The organism is Phyllobacterium sp. GQ127 (genome assembly GCF_059758635.1).
The window spans coordinates 29,873-49,825 of record NZ_JCAXDZ010000012.1 but is presented as its reverse complement, the minus strand read 5'-3'; the positions used below and the strand labels follow the sequence as shown (position 1 = coordinate 49,825).

18 protein-coding genes and 2 pseudogenes are annotated in these 19,953 nt (G+C 56.4%); 5 read left to right on the top strand and 15 right to left on the bottom strand.

Features of this window, described 5'->3' with window-relative positions; genetic code table 11:
- The 10 genes from AC6CHM_RS24355 to AC6CHM_RS24310 form a co-directional block, all read right to left on the bottom strand.
- Nucleotides 1-852 carry an FAD binding domain-containing protein gene (locus AC6CHM_RS24355; RefSeq protein WP_498175790.1) on the bottom strand — a complete coding sequence of 284 codons (852 nt, stop codon included), beginning with the start codon at nucleotides 850-852 and terminating at the stop codon, nucleotides 1-3.
- Nucleotides 849-1,364, bottom strand: a complete 516-nt coding sequence (locus tag AC6CHM_RS24350) for an XdhC family protein (RefSeq protein ID WP_498175788.1) — start codon at nucleotides 1,362-1,364, stop codon at nucleotides 849-851. The genes AC6CHM_RS24355 and AC6CHM_RS24350 overlap by 4 nt, the downstream gene beginning before the upstream one ends.
- 24 nt (nucleotides 1,365-1,388) lie before the next feature.
- Entirely contained in the window at nucleotides 1,389-2,423 is a 1,035-nt protein-coding gene (locus AC6CHM_RS24345; RefSeq protein WP_498175786.1) for an ABC transporter permease, read from the bottom strand.
- Nucleotides 2,407-3,933 carry a sugar ABC transporter ATP-binding protein gene (locus tag AC6CHM_RS24340; protein ID WP_498175784.1) on the bottom strand — a complete coding sequence of 509 codons (1,527 nt, stop codon included), beginning with the start codon at nucleotides 3,931-3,933 and terminating at the stop codon, nucleotides 2,407-2,409. The genes AC6CHM_RS24345 and AC6CHM_RS24340 overlap by 17 nt, the downstream gene beginning before the upstream one ends.
- Nucleotides 3,934-3,995: 62 nt before the next feature.
- On the bottom strand, nucleotides 3,996-5,069 hold the full coding sequence (torT, locus tag AC6CHM_RS24335; RefSeq protein WP_498175782.1) for a TMAO reductase system periplasmic protein TorT: 1,074 nt from the start codon (nucleotides 5,067-5,069) through the stop codon (nucleotides 3,996-3,998).
- A gap of 30 nt (nucleotides 5,070-5,099) precedes the next feature.
- A complete protein-coding gene (locus tag AC6CHM_RS24330) occupies nucleotides 5,100-6,071 on the bottom strand; it encodes a 5-oxoprolinase subunit C family protein (protein ID WP_498175780.1) in 972 nt (323 codons plus the stop codon).
- Nucleotides 6,061-6,936: a 5-oxoprolinase subunit B family protein gene (locus AC6CHM_RS24325; protein ID WP_498175778.1), complete on the bottom strand. Its 876-nt coding sequence runs from the start codon at nucleotides 6,934-6,936 to the stop codon at nucleotides 6,061-6,063. Before AC6CHM_RS24325 ends, AC6CHM_RS24330 begins: the two co-directional genes overlap by 11 nt.
- On the bottom strand, nucleotides 6,936-8,321 hold the full coding sequence (locus tag AC6CHM_RS24320; protein ID WP_498175776.1) for an acetyl-CoA carboxylase biotin carboxylase subunit: 1,386 nt from the start codon (nucleotides 8,319-8,321) through the stop codon (nucleotides 6,936-6,938). Before AC6CHM_RS24320 ends, AC6CHM_RS24325 begins: the two co-directional genes overlap by 1 nt.
- On the bottom strand, nucleotides 8,318-8,560 hold the full coding sequence (locus AC6CHM_RS24315; protein WP_498175774.1) for an acetyl-CoA carboxylase: 243 nt from the start codon (nucleotides 8,558-8,560) through the stop codon (nucleotides 8,318-8,320). The genes AC6CHM_RS24320 and AC6CHM_RS24315 overlap by 4 nt, the downstream gene beginning before the upstream one ends.
- Nucleotides 8,561-8,572: 12 nt before the next feature.
- The gene (locus AC6CHM_RS24310) at nucleotides 8,573-9,376 is read right to left on the bottom strand and encodes a 5-oxoprolinase subunit PxpA (protein WP_498175772.1); all 804 of its coding nucleotides are present in this window, start codon (nucleotides 9,374-9,376) and stop codon (nucleotides 8,573-8,575) included.
- Between the two features lie 266 nt (nucleotides 9,377-9,642).
- On the opposite strand from AC6CHM_RS24310, the gene AC6CHM_RS24305 reads away from it, so the two are divergent.
- Nucleotides 9,643-10,557: a LysR family transcriptional regulator gene (locus AC6CHM_RS24305; protein ID WP_498175770.1), complete on the top strand. Its 915-nt coding sequence runs from the start codon at nucleotides 9,643-9,645 to the stop codon at nucleotides 10,555-10,557.
- A 698-nt stretch (nucleotides 10,558-11,255) separates the two neighbouring features.
- Nucleotides 11,256-11,468 carry a hypothetical protein gene (locus AC6CHM_RS24300; protein ID WP_498175768.1) on the top strand — a complete coding sequence of 71 codons (213 nt, stop codon included), beginning with the start codon at nucleotides 11,256-11,258 and terminating at the stop codon, nucleotides 11,466-11,468.
- Between the two features lie 122 nt (nucleotides 11,469-11,590).
- Here AC6CHM_RS24300 and AC6CHM_RS24295 read toward each other — a convergent pair whose 3' ends face one another.
- Entirely contained in the window at nucleotides 11,591-11,995 is a 405-nt protein-coding gene (locus AC6CHM_RS24295; protein WP_498175766.1) for a RidA family protein, read from the bottom strand.
- A gap of 8 nt (nucleotides 11,996-12,003) precedes the next feature.
- Entirely contained in the window at nucleotides 12,004-13,170 is a 1,167-nt protein-coding gene (locus AC6CHM_RS24290) for an LLM class flavin-dependent oxidoreductase (RefSeq protein ID WP_498175764.1), read from the bottom strand.
- 339 nt (nucleotides 13,171-13,509) lie between these two features.
- Here AC6CHM_RS24290 and AC6CHM_RS24285 point away from each other — a divergent pair, with 339 nt between their 5' ends.
- Nucleotides 13,510-14,292 carry a TetR/AcrR family transcriptional regulator gene (locus AC6CHM_RS24285; protein WP_498175762.1) on the top strand — a complete coding sequence of 261 codons (783 nt, stop codon included), beginning with the start codon at nucleotides 13,510-13,512 and terminating at the stop codon, nucleotides 14,290-14,292.
- Between the two features lie 19 nt (nucleotides 14,293-14,311).
- Here AC6CHM_RS24285 and AC6CHM_RS24280 read toward each other — a convergent pair whose 3' ends face one another.
- Nucleotides 14,312-16,042 (bottom strand): FAD-dependent oxidoreductase, encoded by a 1,731-nt coding sequence (locus AC6CHM_RS24280; RefSeq protein ID WP_498175760.1) that lies wholly within the window; start codon nucleotides 16,040-16,042, stop codon nucleotides 14,312-14,314.
- A 216-nt stretch (nucleotides 16,043-16,258) separates the two neighbouring features.
- On the opposite strand from AC6CHM_RS24280, the gene ribB reads away from it, so the two are divergent.
- Together ribB and AC6CHM_RS24270 are read left to right on the top strand one after the other, a co-directional pair.
- Nucleotides 16,259-17,353 carry a 3,4-dihydroxy-2-butanone-4-phosphate synthase gene (gene ribB / locus AC6CHM_RS24275; protein ID WP_498175758.1) on the top strand — a complete coding sequence of 365 codons (1,095 nt, stop codon included), beginning with the start codon at nucleotides 16,259-16,261 and terminating at the stop codon, nucleotides 17,351-17,353.
- A 219-nt stretch (nucleotides 17,354-17,572) separates the two neighbouring features.
- The gene (locus tag AC6CHM_RS24270; RefSeq protein ID WP_498175756.1) at nucleotides 17,573-18,856 is read left to right on the top strand and encodes an NAD(P)/FAD-dependent oxidoreductase; all 1,284 of its coding nucleotides are present in this window, start codon (nucleotides 17,573-17,575) and stop codon (nucleotides 18,854-18,856) included.
- A gap of 568 nt (nucleotides 18,857-19,424) precedes the next feature.
- Here the strand turns inward: AC6CHM_RS24270 and AC6CHM_RS24265 are convergent.
- Nucleotides 19,425-19,646 (bottom strand): annotated as a pseudogene (locus AC6CHM_RS24265) (PIN domain-containing protein); the annotation flags it as partial.
- Between the two features lie 61 nt (nucleotides 19,647-19,707).
- Nucleotides 19,708-19,937 (bottom strand): annotated as a pseudogene (locus tag AC6CHM_RS24260) (AbrB/MazE/SpoVT family DNA-binding domain-containing protein).
- Nucleotides 19,938-19,953 lie beyond the last annotated feature (16 nt).

The window sequence follows — 19,953 nt, the reverse complement described above, 5'->3', positions numbered from 1 at the left end:
TTAAGCGAGCAAATCGTTGAAGGCGCGCCGCACCAGCTCCGGCACGACCTTAACCCGATACCAGCCAGGCGCTTCCACGCCATCGCGGCCATGCAACTCGCCGCTGCGTTCTGCGGCAATCGCGGCAATACCCTCGGGATTTATCTGCGCCCCCCGTATCGCTTCTTCCAGGCTTTTCCAACGCCGGGCGACAGGTTCGACAGAGCCAATTGCAATTACAGCCCCCGCGATTCTGCCGGCGGCATCGAGACTTGCGGAAACACTGACGATCGCGACGGGATAGTCACCGGCTTTTTTCAGGGGTAACCGGATATGCGTCGAAGGATGCGACGACCGTGGAACAATCACACGCGATAGAATGCCTGTCTGTCCGATATCCCTGATGGCAAGGAAATCCTCGAGTGGCAATGTCCTGTTTCCGGCCTTTGTCACGATTTCGACGGAAGCCGACAGGCACAACAGCGCCGGCACGAGGTCTGCCGCGGCAAAGCGTGAACTGCAAATATTGCCGCCCACCGTCGCCATGGCGCGGATCGCCGGATTGGCTGATTTGGCGGCCGCATGCGCCAACGCGGCAAGACCCGGCGAGCCGGCAAGCGCCTCTGCGAGTTGCCGATGCGTTACGCCCGCGCCAATCCGGATCCGGTCATCCGCCATCTCGATTTTCGTCATGCCCTCCAGGCCGGCGATCGAAATGTAGTGTCTCTCGTCGGATTCGTCGCGATGATCGGCCCGCATGATCCAGGTGCCCCCTGCGAAGAATTCCGCAGCCGTCCCGAAACGCTCAAATATCTCCAGCGCGTCGGCTAGAGAGCTTGGAATATGGAGCTGGCGTTTGGCGGGAGGCTTCATGGCATGGCTCTCTGGGGTATTGATGGGATCAGGGTCGCATCAGACACGCCGGGCAAGCCAGACGATATCTGGTTCAGTCTGTGGTCATGGGCATGGGGATGGAGATCAAGCTGTACGACCTGCGTCAGGATCGACAGGGCGATGTCTGCGGCACTCTTCGAGCCACCGAAGATCCCGGCCGGGCCATGGATGCGATCGATATCCGCGCTCTTGAAGACTGCCGGCAACAGTTCCTCTTCCCAATCGTGATCATGAAACAGGAAGACGATGGCCGTTCTCGCATCAATGGCGATTTCGGGCGCGCGCCATTGATTAAACAGGCGAACGATTTCAGCACCGGCCTCCTCGCCGTCCTCGTCCACCGCCATCTGGGCTCCGAGCGTCCGGGGCGAAGCGCCATCGATCAAAACGAGCGTGACGAGAGCAAGGCGCTTGCCCGACTTTGGCGCTTCGAGGGTGTAGTCGACAATGTTATCATCGAATTTGTCCCAGGAACCGTCAGGCTTCTTCATGGCAAGCGTCTCGCTTTCATATGCTCAGCGCCGCAGCATCATCTTGTAGCGCAACTGGTCGATGATAACGGCAAGAATGAGTAGGCTGCCAAGCAGGACCATCTGCATGTAGGATCCGATCTGCATAACGTTCATGCCGTTCTGGACCAACACGATGAAGAAAGCGCCGAGGACAACATTTTCAACCCGTCCGATACCGCCACGCAGTGAAACGCCGGCAATGACACAGGCCGCGATCGACTCGAGAGCCACGGTGCCGCCAAGATTCGTTTCGCCGCTCTCGACTCGCGCCGTCAGGAGAATGCCGGCGAACGAAGCAAGCAGTGAACAGACGACATAGGCGATGAATAGCGTGAACTTCGTGTTGATACCAGACAGATGGGCCGCCTTGAGATTGCCGCCCACGGCATAGAGTTGTGTACCAATTCGCAAGCGGTTCATGACGAGCCACATAACGACGATGGTCACGAGCGCGATGAGGACGGGCACCGGAATACCGGCGATGCGGCCGAAGCCGAAGAAATCGCTGAACTCGTAGGGTAAGTTGCCGATCGGTACGCCACCTGTAAGAAACAGAGCCGTGCCTGCGCCGACGGACTGGACGCCGAGCGTCATGATGAACGGCGAAACTCCGAACACCGAAATGCCGACGCCATTGAGCAGGCCTATGACGAGCGCAGCGGCGAAACCGGCGAGCAGGCCGAGCGAAATGACCAGCCATACGGAGTCAGGAAACATCGTCGCGACTGCCACCATGGTCGAGGCGGAGACGACAGATGTCAGGGCGATCACCGTTCCGACGGAAAGGTCGAAGCCGCCGGTGATCAGCACCAGCATCTGCCCCAGTGAGACCAGAACGAGATAGACCGACTGACGGGCGACGTTCGTAAGGTTCTGCACCGTCAGAAACTGCGCCGAAGCGAAGGCGAAAACGATCACCGCGATCACCAGGAAGAAGGGCAGGACGCCTGCACGCAGGAAAAGTTGCCTGACGAAACGGAGCGGAGAAAATATCGAGCGGGCCTCGGGTTCCGAAATGGTTTCAGTTCTGCCGGTCATGCGGCTTCCCTTCTTTCTTGAAGAATGCTTTGAGCACGTTATTTTCATCGATGTCCGCGCCCGACAGTTCGGCCGTGATCCTGCCGCCGGCAAAGACGATCAGCCGATGAGCAAGATTCATGGCCTCGGGCAAGTCGGAGGAGATCACCACGACGGCCTTGCCGGCCTCGGCCAGTTCCTGAATTAGCCGGTAGAGTGCCGCCCGGGTACCCATATCGACGCCAACAGTCGGTTCGTCGAAGATATAGACCTGATAATCCCGCCCGAATCCCTTGCCGAACAGGGCCTTTTGCTGGTTTCCGCCCGAAAGATTTGCGATCGGCCGTGCCATATAGGCATCGCTCAGATCGACCTTGCGGCCGATGCCTGTCGACAACACATTCTGGCGGCGGTTCGAAATGCCCGTCGGCGTGGCGATGTCGTCACGGAACAGCAGGCCGAGATTGATGTTGCTGCGAGCCGTGGCACTCAGCATCAGGCCTTCGTTTTTGCGATCCGGCGGCAGGTAGAATACCCCCTTGCGAAGGAACCGGCGCGTCGGTGCGCCTGTCATTTCATACCCGTCGAGATGCACCTTACCGGCATGGATCGGAGCCAGCCCAAGGGCTGCACGGAACGCACGGGACTTGCCGCTTCCCACGAGACCGGCAACGCCAAGCACCTCGCCTGCCCTGACATCAATATCGACGCCGTCGACGCCGGTTGCCCGAAGCGACCGGATGGCCATCCGTGGCGTCGGTTCGGCCGCACGCGCGATCGTCGGATAGATCTGGCCGATGGCGCGACCGGTCATCATCTCGACGAGGTTCTCGGAGGTCGTATCACCGATATTGACCGTCCCGATCAGCCTGCCGTCGCGCAGGACGGTTATGCGATCGGCGATGATAGAAAACTCCTGGATGCGGTGGGAAATGTAGACGATCCCGACCCCCCTCGCCGTCGCCTCTTTGACGATGCGGAACAGTGTTTCCGTCTCGCGTTCCGTCAGCGATGCCGTCGGTTCGTCCAGGATGAGGACGCGGGCATTTGACTGGATCGCCTTGGCGATCTCGGTCATCTGCTGCTCCGCCCGTGATAGCGAGACGACGGAGGCGCGCACGTCTATGTCGAAGCCGAGATCATCGAAGAGAGCGCGCGCTTCCCGCTCCATTCTGGCGCGGTCGATGAAGGGTCCGATCATGGGCTCGGCGCCGAGGAAAATGTTCTTGGCGACGCTCAGCGTCGGTACCAGCGAGAACTCCTGAAAAACCGCAGAAATGCCCTTTCGCTTGGCATTCGCCACAGATGCAAAGGCAACCTCCTCGCCATCGAGCTTCACGCTTCCCGACGTCTGCGGATAGACGCCGGACAGAATGGAGATCAAGGTCGACTTCCCGGCTCCGTTTTCTCCAAAGAGCACATGCACTTCGCCCGGCATGAGCTGGAAATTGACCCCATCAAGCGCCATCACGCCAGGAAAGGTGCGGCCCACATGGGTCATCTCGACGAGCGGCGTTGTCGCGCTCTGCATGACAAACTCTCCTTTTCAAGCTCCGGCAGGATTTGTCGGAGCGCCCTCTGGGAATGGCAACCTCAGTTCACGGAGAACGCGGGCTTAAAACCATCGGGTGGGAGGATGCTATCCTTGTTGACCGACCCGACATTTTCGGAGTCGAGAACGAAGATCTTCGGTCCGACATGCTTGATAAGGTTCTTCTTCTCCAGAGCGCGAACCGCCTGATCGACGGCGACACGGCCCTGGATGACCATCGAGTCAGCCGGTGATGCGGCAATGAACCCGCGCTTGATGCCTTCATAAACGCCGGGCGTCATGTAGAAGGAGAGAAGTTCTACCTCACCCTTCAACCCGCGCTCGCGGATCAGACCCTGGGCGGCTTCCGCAGTGACCGCCGTTCCGGCGATGTACTTGATGTCCGGTTCCGCCTGCAGCACGTCCTCGACCAGCTTGAGCTGCGCTTCCTTGCCCGTATCGCCGAATTTTGGATCGAGGATCTGCAGCGACGATCCCTTGACCGCTTCGAGGAAGCCCTTGTTGGCGGCTTCGACCCAGCCGGCGCCGGCCGGACCTGGGAACCAGCCTACCTTCGCCGGCTCGCCACCGGCCGGATGCTTCTTGGCAAGATATGTCCCCGTCTCGAACCCCATCGTATAGAAGGAGACGAGCGACTTGGCCGTGACGTTCGGCGACGAGATGCCGTTGATGACGTCGATGACCGGAATGCCCCTGGCGGTGATTTCCTTGACGAGATTGTTGAGACCGTCGAAGGAAATCGCGCCGATGATCACAGCTTGCGCGCCGCTCGACACGCAGTCCTCTATTTGTGAGATCTGCTTGGCAAGCTCGGTATAGCCGCCGGCCTCGACGACGTTCAACTTGACGCCCAGGTCCTTGGCCTGCTGGACGACGCCGTAATCGACGCCGAGCCAGTAGGCATCCTTCATGTGCGGGAAGGAGACGCAGACTTTCCAGGGCTTCTCGGCCTTTTCCAGCGGGGTGTAGTCGACATCGACGGACTTGCCGTCGGCCGCAAACGGCGGCTCGATCTTCTGGGCGGGAAAGGGATACCAGTTGTCTGCATGTGCATTGGCCGACAGGCCCGTCATGATGGCGGTACAGGCGGCAAGATAAAGTCCCAGTTTACGCATTATTCATTCCCCTTTTTTCTTGGCGTTGGTTTAGTTAAGGCTTGATCGAAGTCTCTCGATGAGAGCGCTCCTTTCCTTTCGAGCTGCCAGTGCCTCATCCATTGTCACTTCGACGAAGCGTGTCGGCGTATGCGGCTGCAGCTGTGCGATGAGGTCCATGTCCGCGGAGATGACCGTTCCGACCATGAAGTAACCACCGCCGGAGACGGCGTCCCGATGCAGGATGATCGGCTCGGTCCCGCTCGGGACCTGGATCGATCCGTAGGGGTAGCAACTATCGACGATGTTCGAGGGATCCGATCCCGCGCCGAAGGATTGCTTGCGCTCGATGAATTCGATTTTCCGGCCGCCGCGGAAGCGATACCCCATGCGATCTGCTTCGGGCGCAACCTTCCATGTGTCGGCAAAAAAGTTCTCTTTGGCTGCATCTGTGAGCCTGTCCCAGTAAAGGCCTGGAAGGACGCGCAGCTCTGCCGGCATGCCTGGCATGCGACGCAGACTTTCCGCAACCGTCCGCCCCTCGGTCGCCAGGGATCCCTGCCCGACGGGCAGTTCATCGCCGGGCGCAAGCGCCCGTCCATTGTAACCGCCGAGTGCGCCGATCGGATAGGTCGAGCGACTCCCGAGTGCCAAGGGAACATCAATGCCGCCGGATACGGCGATACAGATGCGTGCTCCCCCCTTGAGAAAGTCGAAAGAGAGAACCTGGCCAGCCCTAACCTTGAAGGCCGTCCAGCCCGGCACTGGCTCGCCGTCGATTTTGGCTGGCATATCCGCGCCGGTGACCGCGACGAGCGCATCCGCCGCGAACTCCAGCTTCGGCCCCATGAAGACTGCTTCGAGGCCCGCCGCGCCTTCGTCGTTACCGACGACCAGATTGGCGGCGCGCATCGCATAGCGGTCCATCGCCCCGCCCATGGGGATGCCCAGATGAAAATAACCTGGCCGGCCAAGATCCTGAACGCTCGTGGCCACGCCGTGATGAAGAACCTTAATGGCCATAGAGAGTGTCCTCCAGCGTCTTGTTATAGCCGTCGATATCTTTCTGGAACTCGCGCAGATCGAAATCAACCGCGCGGATCAGCGGCGCGAACCGCCCCTTGTCGACATCCTCGACCGCCTGATCGTAAGCTTCGCGATCGATCGGCTTGAACTTCACGATGTCGCCAGGCCGAAAGAAGACCATGAAATCGCGAAGGTAGCTCGTCGTCTGTGTCGCGTCGAAGATCGGCATCGGCGTTATGCCGAACATCTGGTAGCCGCCGGCACCGCGCACCGAATAGATGCAGCCAAAGCAACCGCCATGGCCGACCGTCAGTCGCGGCGTGTCGGTGCGCGGCCGCAGGTACTTCGGCACCTCGATCTGTCGCTGGCGTTCGACCATCTGGTACATAAACGGCAGACCGGCGACGAAGCCTACCATCGACACGAACCAGGGCGAACCGTGATGGGCTTTGATAAAGCTCTCGACGTTCTGATAGCCGTTGATCTTGGCTCCGTAATCCATATCTGTGCCGCCAGGCTCTTGATGGCGCTCGCGAAAGCGCATTAGCGTCTCATGCGTCCACGGGTCGTTGTAGAAGACCGGGATTTCCACGATCCGGGTGTTGATGACCGGCTCGGCTTTATCCGCCGCTCCCTCGATCAGTTGGACCTCCTTGAGAAGGTCGTCCGGCTTGATGATGTCGGGATTGAACTTGACCTGCAGCGAGGCATTGGCCGGGCAGATCTCCGTCACGCCCTTGATCTCGCTCTCGCGCACGCCCGTCGCCATCGAAAGGCTTTTGAAGAAGGCTTCGAGCGACATCTCGTCGCTGCATTCGACGAACAGGTGTTCGTCACCGCCGAATGTATAGCGTGCGGGCATCAGGCAACCTCCGGCTTTGCATTGTCCTGGGGAGAAAAATACGTTTCGAGCCAGCCTTCGAGAAAGCGCGTGTGGAAAGCGCCGGATCTCACAGCGGGTGCTGCAGCCAGCGCCTGATGCAGCGGGATAGTTGTGGCAACGCCCTCGATCTTGAGCTCGCCCAACGTCTTGCGCAGACGCTCCAGGCACTCCGTGCGGGTCTCACCCCAAACGACGAGCTTGCCGAGAAGCGAATCATAGAATGGTGGGATCGTGTAACCTTCATAAAGCATGGTGTCGAAGCGGACATTCTCACCAGTGGGCACCGAAAAGCGCTCGATCCGGCCCGGCGCGGGCGCAAATCCCTTGAAAGGGTCTTCGGCGTTAATGCGGCATTCAATGGCATGGCCGCGGGGCTGGATGTCGTCCTGGGCGACCGACAGCGCCGCGCCGCCCGCGACCTTCAGCATCTCCTGCACCAGATCAAAACCGGTGATCATCTCGGTAACCGGGTGCTCGACCTGGATGCGGGTGTTCACTTCTATGAAGTAGAATTCGCAGGCGTCTTCGTCGTAGAGATATTCGACAGTGCCTGCACCCTTGTAGCCGACTTCGCGGGCGAGTGCGACGGCGCTTTCGCACAGATTCTGGCGCACGACCTGCGGCAGGAGGAAAGCCGGGGCCTCTTCCCAGACCTTCTGCCGCCGACGCTGCAGCGAGCATTCGCGCTCGTAAAAATGGACGAAGTTTTCTCCGTCACCGAATATCTGCACCTCCACATGGCGCGCTTTGGTGATGACCTTCTCGATATAAAGCCCGCCGTCTCCGAAGGCGGCCGCCGCCTCGGCCGAGGCCAGCGGAAACTGTTTTTCGAGTTCGGTGATGGTATCGACGATGCGAATGCCACGACCACCGCCGCCGGCAGCAGCCTTGATCATCAGCGGAAAGCCGGTGCGCTCGGCGATGCCGCGCGCCGCAGCGATATCGGTCACGCGGCCCCCGCTGCCCGGAACGGTCGGCACACCGGCGCGCGCCGCTACCTCGCGTGCGGCGACCTTATCGCCAAGCAAGCGGATCGCATCGCCGCTCGGGCCGACGAAGATCATGCCGGCCGCCGCCACTGCGTCGGCGAAATCGCCGTTCTCGGACAGAAAGCCGTAGCCGGGATGCACAGCATCCACCTTTGCAGCTTTCGCAGCCGCAATCAGGGCCTCGATGTTAAGATAGGATCTCTTCGGCGCCGGCGGTCCGATATCGATCGCCTCATCTGCGAGCTTGACGGCCAGCATGTCGGCGTCGGCAGCGCTGTGGACCTGTACGGTGCGGATGCCGAGCGCCTTGGCCGCTTTGATGATGCGAACCGCGATTTCGCCGCGGTTCGCGATCAGGACGGACCGGATCGTCATTGTTCCACCTGCGCGATGACTTGGCCGGCCATGATCGGCTCCTCGTTCTCGGTGAGGAACTCGATGTTTTTTCCAGAAACACCGGCGGGAATTTCGTGAAACGACTTCATGACCTCTATTACGCCAATAATGTCACTCTCTCTGACAGTTGCACCGTCTGCCTGGAATGGCGGGACATCAGGTGACGAAGCGCGATAGAATGTACCGGGCAGTGGCGATCGGATTTCTAATTTGGTCATTTCTTGCCTTCCTTATTGACGTTCCAGCACACCGGCAGCCTGCTGCTCGAGAACCTGTGAGACTGGCGCAATCCGGATGCCTTCGGAATGCAGTGCGCTGCGCATCTCGCCAACGATTTCCAGTGCTCCAAGAGTATCTGAATGAAAGCAGATCGATTCAAACTCGATCAAAATATCGCTGCCACTAACGGTACGAACTTTACTTTCCAAACAAGCGCGGACGACTTTCTTGGCGATTTTCTTTGGGTCAGGCCTTCCGGCATCACGCGTGAAGACGATGGATCCTGTGTCGTCATAGTCGCGATCAGCATAAAGCTCCCGAATAACCGGATGCCCAAGCAGTTTTGCTGCGCGAAAAGTTTCAGATACATGCATGCAAAATATCGGAACGTTAGGCGCTGCCGTACGCATATAACTTACGAACGCATGCGAGAGCTCTGCATTGCTCGCCAATTCCATGTACAAGGCACCATGGGGTTTCACATGCTGGATGGTTGTGCCGTAACGTCTGCAAAACTCGCGTAACGCGCCAACTTGATAAATTATGTCGTTGACGATCTCGCGGTTGCTCCCCGAAATCTTTCTGCGACCGAACCCCTGCAAGTCATTAAATCCGGGATGCGCCCCAACCGACACGCCGTGCTCGGTCGATAGCCTGACGGTATCGTCGATGAGATTTGGGTCACCGGCATGAAACCCAGCTGCTATGTTTGCTGAACTGACATGCGGGAGAAGATGTTCGTCTTTTGTATCACCGATACGCCACCGGCCAAAGGCCTCCCCCATGTCACAGTTTATGTCGACAACTTCTTTCAACTAATCATCCTTTTGATAGATCGAAAACCTCAAGGCCATTGCTACTCACGACGTTACTGCGAAAATTTTGACTTGAAAAATAGGTTATTTTGACAGGCATTATCTGATAAACTAATAATACCAGCTTTAGCGAGTGCCGATAAAAGTGTATTAGAACAGCTATTTACAATTACTGACCAATTTTTGACCGGAAGTTTGATGAAAGTTGATCAGCGATATCGGTTGTTGCAGTGCCGAATTCAGTTTTTCAGGGAAATGGAAAAAACATGTCACTTAGTATTCGCCAACTTCGCTATTTCGTTGCAACCGCAGAATACGGGCAAGTTTCGCAAGCTGCGGTGAACCAAAACATCTCGCAATCGGCCATTACTGCTGCAATCAAAGATTTAGAGCAAATAGTCGGGGTGCAACTCTTTAGTCGGACATCCCAAGGCATGGAGCTGACGAATTCGGGGCGCCTGTTTTTGTCTCATGCCTATGACATCCTTTCGAAAATTGATGAGGCCATGCAACTGAATGTCGTCAACAGCGACGTTGAGGGGGAATTGGTGGTCGCAGCGACCTATACAGTTATTGGTTATTTCTTGCCAATGCACATCGAGAAGATGCGCCGTTTGTTTCCAAGATTGAAAGTGCAGCTTTACGAAGTTAACCGAGAGTCAATTGAAGAGGGGTTGTTGAGGAACCGCTATGACATTTCCGTCCTTCTGACCTCGAATATTGTGAATCCAATGCTGACAACAGAAACACTGTTAAGTTCGGTGCGGCGCCTTTGGGTTTCCGCTCAGCATCCACTTCTAAAAACGGATGGTGTCGGCCTAAGGCACGTGGCTCAGGAGCCATACATTATGCTCACAGTAGACGAGGCAGCACAGTCATCCTTGAAGTATTGGAGCAAGTCCCAGCACCAACCAAATGTGACATTGAGGACCTCCTCAGTGGAAGCCGTGCGTTCTATGGTTGCAAACAATCAGGGGGTGGCAATTCTGTCCGATATGGTCCACCGGCCTTGGTCGCTCGAAGGCCGACGGATAGACACGATCAATATTCAAGATCCGGTCCCCCCAATGGATGTGGGGCTCGCATGGCGAAATGGAACAACCTTGACCCCCGCGATGGTGGCCTTCCGCACATACTTCCAGCAAGCCTTTGGACTGCCGGGGTTAACAACAGACGCATAAGATGTACTGCATCATTGAGCAAATTCAATCCCAATGAGCGCGGTGATCTGGCTGCAATATTGAAGTTCCCTTGAGCAATTAATGGGCCGGGTCGACGCAAATGGTGCCCCGAAAACGCAACCATCTCAACTTGCGCAACAATCTCGAGTTTCTCACGTTACTCGCATCTATGGCCCGGCGTTGAACTGCGGGCTGTTTCGCGCAGCAGCATTGACCCACGCCGTCGCTGATGCCCCCACTCAATTATATCCTGAACAATAAGCCATTGATCTTTCAAAAAGAATGTTCTCGCGAACTGCTGCACCGTCAAGCGCGTCATCAGAAACAGCGTTCCTGGAAACATTGGGTTTGGCAGATGTCGGAAAAACACCTTCCGCCATTTATCGCCAAGTCCGGCCAGGAAGCCCGCGCGAACCGTGCCCAAATCGGAACAGCTGGTTGCTGTGAACGATCAACCCATCGCGAACGTTGGCTTGCAGTGCCGCGTTTGCATCGTTGGCGGAGAGATCGGTGGGCAGCAGTTGGAGCGCGTAAAGTGTCGCGAGGGATAGCCTTTTTCCAGTTCTCCGATACCTCACGATCGTCTATTCCATATCCCGGTGCCCGCGCCACCATGCGAGGCCGGTGTGGATGAAGTCATTACTTCTATAGAATCGCTGCCCTAATCCACCCATGTGTCTGAAGGACCCGTCTGGCCCGTGTCGTTGGTACATGATATTGGCTTTCTTTCCCGAGAAACGCCTGGCCTCCTGCAAGGTTCCGTCGAACCAGCGGCCTGCGACAAGCATCCGGGCTCAACACGGGAAAATTTTCGTGAGCGCGGCCGGACAACAGTCATGGCAATGACGCTTCCGGCGTCGCGCAAATGGTGCGCATCCACCTTTTCAGGCCAGCGCATGCAAGCAGGCTGACAAGCATAAATACGGGCTTTTGACCGAGCTTGCGCTGCCACAGGCTACGTCGTGCGGCGGCACAATTTGGCTTCCCAGACATCCAGCGCCGCGATTGCTATGCGCCGATACGCTCGTTCTGTTTATGCCATTGTTGTACGGGGCTTTACGGCGATAGCGTCCAGTTCGACGCGGCAGTCAAGCGCCAGACCGACAACCAGTGTCAGGCGGACCGGATGGTTGCCTTCCTCCCAATACGAATTGTAAACCTCACGAAACTCGGCATTGTGCGTCTTGTCAGAAAGATAGCAGGTCATCTTGACAACATCTTGGAGCGTGCAACCGGCCACCTTCAGGCGAGCCTCAAGACGCTCCATGGCGATTCGGGTTTCCTCTGCAACCGTGCCGGCCGCCGGATCTTTGCGACGGGGCAAGTCGAACGACAAAGCCATACTGGCAGCAAAGACATAATCATCTGTCTCAACCGCATGGGAAAGCCCTGCCTTTCTCAAATCGGGAAGGGTATCAAGGTGAATGATCTTACGCATTTTGGATCCTATGTGCTAGCTCGTGGAGAATTAGGTTGCATTTCTGGAATGATCTTTTCACCGTACAGCGATATTGCCGCCAGAAGGTCGCGGTGGGAGACGCCGTAGGGATTCAGCCAGCAAATGAAATGTTGGATGCCGTGCCGCTCTTCGTAGTGCTTCATTTGCGCCATGACGTCGTCGGGGGTTCCCGAAAAGAACTGATTTTTCTCTCTGAAAAAGTCGTAGGCATCGCCACCGTCAGGCAGAACCTCCTGTTCGCCAGCGTCACAGAACGCTGCCAGGCCCCGGCCGCCACCAACGTCACTGCCCATTGAGCCAGCCATATTGACTGCAGACACGCCGAGGACGCGTCTTACCTCGTCAACAGTTTTCGCCACATAGCCAGGCCGCATGAGAGCGACCTTCTCGCCTCTTTTCAGTTCGACACCACGGCTTTTGCGCGCCGATGCCTGGTAGGCATCAAGCAGTTTGTCGAGCTTGCTGCCATTTGGAAACCAGGTGATCGCGCTCATATCGCGCTGTGCCGCAAATTCAAAACCGGCGACGGATTCAGAGACATTGAAGAGTGAAGGCGTTTCCTGCAATGGGCGCGGAAGGACGTGCAATGCCTGTACTTCCCGGTTAGGTCCGATCCGGCGAGGATCATCATCGTACCAAGGCGTTGGCCGCAGCTTCAGATTAGGACGGGGAAACTGATAGTGCTTCCCATCGAATTTAAAACAGTCGTCACGCCAGGCACCGATAAAAACATCTACGCTCTCTTGGAAAATTTCGAAGGATTGCTCGGCATTTGCTCTGTCCGCAGCCGGATTGAGATTGACGATATCAATCGGTGAGATACCTCGGCTGAAGCCCATATCAAGGCGGCCATTTGAAATGTTGTCCACAATTGCAGCGTCCTCGGCAGCTCGAATTGGGTGCCACAGCGGAATACTGACAGCTCCAACCCCCAGTCGAATGCGAGAGGTATTGCCCGCAAGGTGCGCTGCGATCATAAGAGGATTGGGAGAAATATCGAAACCGGCGGACTGGAAATGATGCTCGCTGAGCCAGAGGCCTTTGAATCCAGCCTGCTCAGCAAGCTGGGCAGCTTCGACTGCATCTTTCATGAGGTCACGGTAAGGCCGCCGGCTGCCCGGGTCCCAGATCATCATAGCCATATCAATACGCATTTCGAAAGCTTTCATAGTCCAAAGGTATTTGAATTCCTTTGGACTATATACAAGTTCTCGCGAAGGACAATAGGGCGATTGCCGCTACGATTGCATTCTGCGTGAAACTCGATGAAAAATTAGCTTCAAATGAGCTTCGCAGGCTGATCCCGGTTCCGAACTCGAGCGATATTTCGCGATAATGCCCGATGATTCCTTGAAACGGCGGCGAGCAGACACATTTCTGCACACCGAGCTTTTTCGTTACATCTGGCGTATTCCGGTGTATACCGGGCATTCGATATGCGGTAACTGAATTGGAATCGATGCCGGCACAGGATGAATATTTTGGAGGGAAGATTGCCACCAGTTCAGAACAAACGGAAGAAAGCAGAATCAGTTACTGTTGATAAGGATCAGCGCATCTCTGCAGACGTCATCCCTGCCAATCCGAAAACGTCCGGCAAGAGCAAAGAACCCAAAAACGTCAATGCACAGCTCGTATATGAGGTCGAGACCAATGGATTTAAGCCCCGGCGCCGCTTGAGCCGGACAGAACGACAGGCCGAAACGCGCCGCTTGATCCTTCAGAGCGCGATTGTTGTTTTCCAGTCGCGCGGTTTTCATCCTGCCACGCTTGAAGAGATCGCTGAATCGGCAGGATATAGCAAAGGCGCCGTTTATTCGAATTTTTCAAGTAAGGATGACCTCTTCCTCGCACTTCTTGATGAAGTTACCAACGCCCGCATCGAAGCCCTGACAAAGGTTTTTTCGGATGTGTCTGATTTGGATGCCAACCTCAAGCGATTGTCTGCGCGCTGGCAGAAAATCCTGGATGCCGAGCGGCCCTGGAGCCATGTAGAATATGAATTCGTGCTGCACGCTTTGCGGTTTCCCGAACTTGCTGACAGGCTGAGGACAATTCACAACCGCTTTCGCGAAGGCATTGCCGGGATGTTCCGGCCACACGTTGAAGCAGGAATGGCCAAAGATGTTGGCGACCTCCAGCAAATCACTTCGGCGGCCATGGCCATTATCCGCGGAGTAACCATGACAAATCTGCAGGATCCAAAACTCTATCGCCCGTCGTTGCATACCCTCCTGATCAACAGGCTCTTTTTACGAGACAAGGTGCATCGATAATCATCCGGCTGCTTGGTCATCATGCCCTGGTCCGGCCTGGCCTCCTGCGAGCTTTCCGGGTGTTTTCCACATCGCATTCACCCAGTCGCTTTCCTACCAGATAGCCGAAGGTCATTGCCGGACCCAGCGTGATGCCACCGCCCGGTGAATGGCCACCGAAAATGTTCGCCATATCTGCACCGACAGCGAAAAGTCCCGGAATAGATTTTCCGCTGCTGTCCAGAACACATGCTTGCGCGTCTGTCTTCAATCCGACAAATGTGCCGACATCTGCAGGCAGGACCTGCACTCCATAGAAAGGCCCCGTTTCAAGCGGACCCAGGTTGGGATGGGGCCGATGAAGGGAATCGCCCATGGCGCGCTGGTAGGCATTATGCCCCTTGTTGAAATCAGGATCGACCCCGCGTCTCGCGTTCGTATTGAAATTGGCGACAGTCGTCTTCAGGACGTTCGGATCGATGCCGAGCTTTCTGGCCAGGCCGGCCAGGCTGTCGTCCCGAATGAGATAACCGGATCTGATATAGGGAAAGAGCGGAAACGGAAAAGGTTTGGCGTAGCCCAGGCCGTACTTTCTGAGAGCCCGATGGTCGCAGATGATAAAAGCAGTGTTGTCATTGCCCGGTTTGAACATGGCCCTGACGAAATCATGGTAAACCTCAGCCTCGCTGACAAAGCGCTTCCCGGATTTGTTCACAACGATAAAGCCGGGCTTTCCGCGGTCTGTGCCACTGTGGGGAAAGAGGCCAACCGTACCGTCAGCACGTGGAATGTTCGATACGGGCATCCAGTAAGCTGGCTCTGCACAATAGCCGGCGACGCTGCCACCGGCCGCTTCTCCCATATTTATCCCGTCACCGGTATTGGATTTTGGTGAAAGTGACAAGTACGCCTGGCCATCACGCACGTAACGAAATTCCAGTGCCTGCCGCTTGGGGTCATGGGCGAACCCACCGCACGCAAGCACCACGCCTTTTAGTGCGGAAAGCCTGACGGTCTGGCCGTTTTTGACCACGGCAGCGCCGCGAGCGCCTTCACGAGATATAATAAGACTTTCGGCCTTGGTTGAAGGCCAGAGGATTACACCCGCATCGACAGCTGACCTGACCATCCTTCCGACCAGGGCAGCGCCGTTGAACAGGCGAACCGACTCACCATAGCGCACGAGATCGCCGGCATGCCGCATCAGATGGCCGGCCACAATTTTTGCCGATGCGAGCGAGCGTCCCGCGGTTTGGAAATACTTTAACTGCATCAGGGGAATCGGCATGCCCCAGAGACATTGCTCATCACAAACCCTCACGATCTTGCCGCGCAAGTCCCCGAGTTCACGGGCATCATATGGCCTTGCCATCAACGAACGCCCTTGAGACCTGCCCCCTGGCACCTGGGAATGATGGTCCGGTGTAAGCGAGACGTCAAATTTGATGTTCGTGTTGGCCTCGAAGTATGCGATCGCAGCCGGTCCCTCCTTCAGATAAACGTCGATCAAGTCGGAGTGGGGGGAATTGCCTGCCTGCGAGCGCACATAAGTCATCACGTCGTCGAGGCTGTCTTCCATACCAGAGGCTATCGCATGATCGTTCAAGGGCAGCCAAAGGCCGCCGCCCGAAATCCCTGAAGTGCCTCCAAAACAGTCTTCTTTCTCGATCAAGAGCACGCGGCAACCATGTTTACGGGCGCTTATGGCGGCGGCCAATCCGCCGGCACCGGAACCAATGACAAGCACATCGCATTCAATCTCGAACGTCACGTTGAAACCCCGCAGAAAATGGCATATTCCACAGATACTGGCAGTATTGCAATACCAAAAGTTAAAACCAGCCGTTCTATGGTTGCGGCTTGGCTGGGCAGCAATCCGGCCGCTTCGCTGAAAACAGAATACTGCTGGTATTGACATTCCATTCGTATCATACTTTCAATGCGCCACACGGGCGCTGTTTGCCGCATAACATTGAAGTGAGCTCGCATGGCATACGAACACAAGTACATCGTCGACCTGCTGCAGGCGTTTGAGCGTGGAGAGATGATAGTTGTCACCGACGATGGTTCCCGCGAGAACGAGGGCGATCTAGTCATTGCGGCTGTCCATTGTACTCCTGAAAAAATGGCATTTATGGTCCGTCACACCTCCGGAATAATATGTGCTCCGATGACCGGTGCGGATGCATGTCGCCTCAACCTTCCGCCGATGGTTGCGGAAAACGACTCTGCGCATCAAACGGCTTTTACCGTGAGCGTCGATTTCAAGCACGGCACCACAACGGGCATATCGGCTGATGACCGGACGCTGACCGTTCGCAACCTCGCAAACGGAAATGTCGGCGCCTCCGACTTCGTAAGACCAGGCCATATCTTCCCTCTCATTGCACGAGAGGGAGGGCTCCTGGTGCGGTCGGGCCACACCGAGGCAGCCGTAGACCTGTGCAGAATGGCAAACCTACCGTCTGTTGGCGTGATCTGTGAGCTGGTCAACGACAATGGAACCGTTATGCAGGGAAAACAGGTCCAGGAATTTGCTGAGCTTCATGGACTGAAGCAAGTGTCGGTCGCCGATCTGATCTCCTATCGTCAACGCCAGGAGACACTCATTGAGAAAGTAGAATCGTGCAACGTGATCACGCCAGGCGGTGCGGCGGTCGCACATACATACATGCTTCCGTGGGATGCGACGCAACATCTGGCTGTCGTATTCGGAGACATCCAGGATGGCGAAAATATTCCAGTTCGCCTGCATCCGGAAAACGTCATGGCAGATGTCTTCGGCACGGGCCATCAACTCGAACAAATCATGAAAGCGATGGGCGATAATCAGCGTGGCGTTATCGTCTATCTGCGCGGGAACCCAGTCGACGCCGGCCGTGTCAATCGCCGCCGACTGGCCCATGGAGAAAACCACGATGAAGCCAGAGAGAGAGAGAACGAATGGCGGGAGATTGGTCTTGGGGCCCAGATACTTAAGCACCTGAGAATATCATCAATACAGCTGCTGACAACGCGAGAGCACCAGTGCGCAGGCCTCGAAAGGTTTGGCATCAGTATCGTAGGGACGCAGATACTGTGATGCCCCTCAATCGGAGTCGTTCATACGATGTCTTCACCAGTGCGATTGCTGCAAATCACGGATCGTCGCAAAACCAAGCCCGACAATCCGTTATATGTTAGTGCCAGGGCCCCTACGGCGCTGCGTTCTTTTGAAATCATCCCGATTCTGCTCAGCAACCAGATGCTGCTGGTCTTGCTATTTTCCCAATTGCTATTCTAACGCGCATGAGGTTGCATTATGGAAGAGCGTCCAATACCGACTCCCTACTGGCATGTTGCCGCCCCCCCTGCTGCACCCTTTGACAGATCATTGCCAAACAGGACGGACGTTGCGGTAATTGGCGGAGGCTATACCGGTCTTAGTGCTGCGATCACGCTGACGAGGGGTGGTCGGAGCGCGATCGTGTTTGACGCCGGCACCGATGGCTGGAATGCATCCAGCCGAAATGCCGGGCACTTCGGTCACAACCGCGCTGTTTTCTCAGTCATTAAAAAGAAGTTTGGGGTAGAGCGCGCACTAGAATTCTTTCGCGAAGATCTTGAGGCACTCCAATTCACTTCCAACTTGATTGCAACTGAAGGAATCCAATGCAACTTCGAGCGACGCGGCAGGTTTATCGCCGCCTGGAAACACTGCCATTATGATGACCTGGCGCGAGATGTTGAGTTACTGACGCGCGAGACGAACTTCGAAAGCCATATCGTCAGCCGTCAGGACGCGCTCAGAGAACTTGCAGTCGATGAATATGTCGGCGGGGAGATCAGACCAAACGAGGGCAGCCTCCATCCAGCACTATTTAAGCACGGACTTCAACGACGTGCCTGTGAGGCCGGCGCACTTATAGCCTCCGACACGAGAGTTAACAACATTTCTCGGGAGGGCACAAATTTTATCCTGGCAACAAATCGGGGAACCGTCTTGGCAAGAGAAGTTTTAATTGCGACCAACGCCCTGATTGGAGATCTTGTTCCCTACCTCAGGCGCAGGATCGTTCCGATCCATGCCAATGTGATCGTCACCGAGCAGATCAGTCCCGAACTCATCCGGTCCGTTATCCCTAACATGAGGCCCTGCATAGATACACGCGTGCTCGTGCGGCATATTCGGCCAACACCTGATGGCACCCGTCTGCTGTTTGGCGCACGCCCTATGGTAGCGCTGTCTGAAACCGATCCTGGCATAATGGCGAAAATCCTAGGTAAAACACTTATTAAAATGTTCCCGCAGCTGAAAGATGTGAAAATTGAATACAGCTGGCTGGGCCCGCTTGGATCAAATTTCAACAAACTGCCAATAATTGGTGTTCATAATGGCATGCATCATGCGGTTGCCCATGGCTACGGCGTCGCCACTGCCGCTTTTTATGGGCACAAGGCCGCTCTTAAGATACTGCGGGCCAACAGCGCGCAAACGCACCTGGATAACATGCCATCGGAAACACGATGGTATTACCATAAGAGACCTTGGTTTCTCCCTGCTGCTTTGATCTATTTACGCATGAAGGAAATGTTCGAGCGATAATGGAGACAGCAACGCCAAAGGGTCCTTGCTGTCTCGCATCTGACGGCGTGTTTGATCCTCGGTCCCAGACACGCGAACGGCTTTTGGAAAATGGCGTATCTTGGCTGGCCTCACGTTGGCGTGAAGGAAGTTGCAGCAGGTTGACGGAGGGCGTCCGGCGAGAGGCCATCTGGGGTGCTGTGGAGTATCACGGTAACATCGCCGCGTGCCTCATGGCCATGGTCCCGCATGCCCGGGAGGACGCCGGGTATGGACCCGCGGCTGCCCATCTTCACTTGTAGGCAGCGGTTAACATGCCGAACAGCTGCAGCGCGAGGGGCAGAAGCCGTACGGAAAGCCGGCACCCTGAGCGGCATCAGGCCAAATATGCCGCCTCGGTACAGCATGGGGGAATCTAGATCGCCCATCCAAACGCTCGCGTCTAGCCACCGGCAGTGCAATACCCAAGGGGCCCGTCAAGGTTTCTGAAAGGGGTTGACGATGCACAGGCCATCTTCCAGCATCATGCCGTCCTGCATGTCTTCAGACAGCAGCGTGTCGCAATCAGCGAGAAGGGCGGCGGCAGCGATCATATAGCGCCGCAGGTCGACATACCGTATCGCTGCGACAGCCGCAGGCCGGCCTCATGTGTTTGGATCGTGATGGGGACAACCGACACCAGGCCGCGGATCATGGCCAGGAACTCGTGCGTTTCTGAAAATGACATCAGCAGTTTTCGACGAGCGACATTGGCTAGTTCGTTAAGGACCTGCACGCTGATCGTGCCGCCTTTGGCAATCTCCGCCTCTGCTTGATCGGCCTTTATAATGTCTTCAGAGGCAAGGTAGATCAGGATGTTGGTGTCGAGAAATCTAGCGGCCATTCGCCTCCTCCCGGTCGAACTTGAAGTCCGCCGGCAACCGCCCCCGGAGACACGTAACCGTTTCAGGAGGTCATCACGGGCAGGCTTGCGCGCAACGTCCAACTCGCGCCAATCTGCCGCGCGAATCTCGATATCATCACCCTCTTTCAGCCCCAACGCCTCGACAACAGCAGCGGGCAGCCGAACCGCAAGTCTATTGCCCCATTTAGAAACCTGCATGGTAATCTCTTTTGAT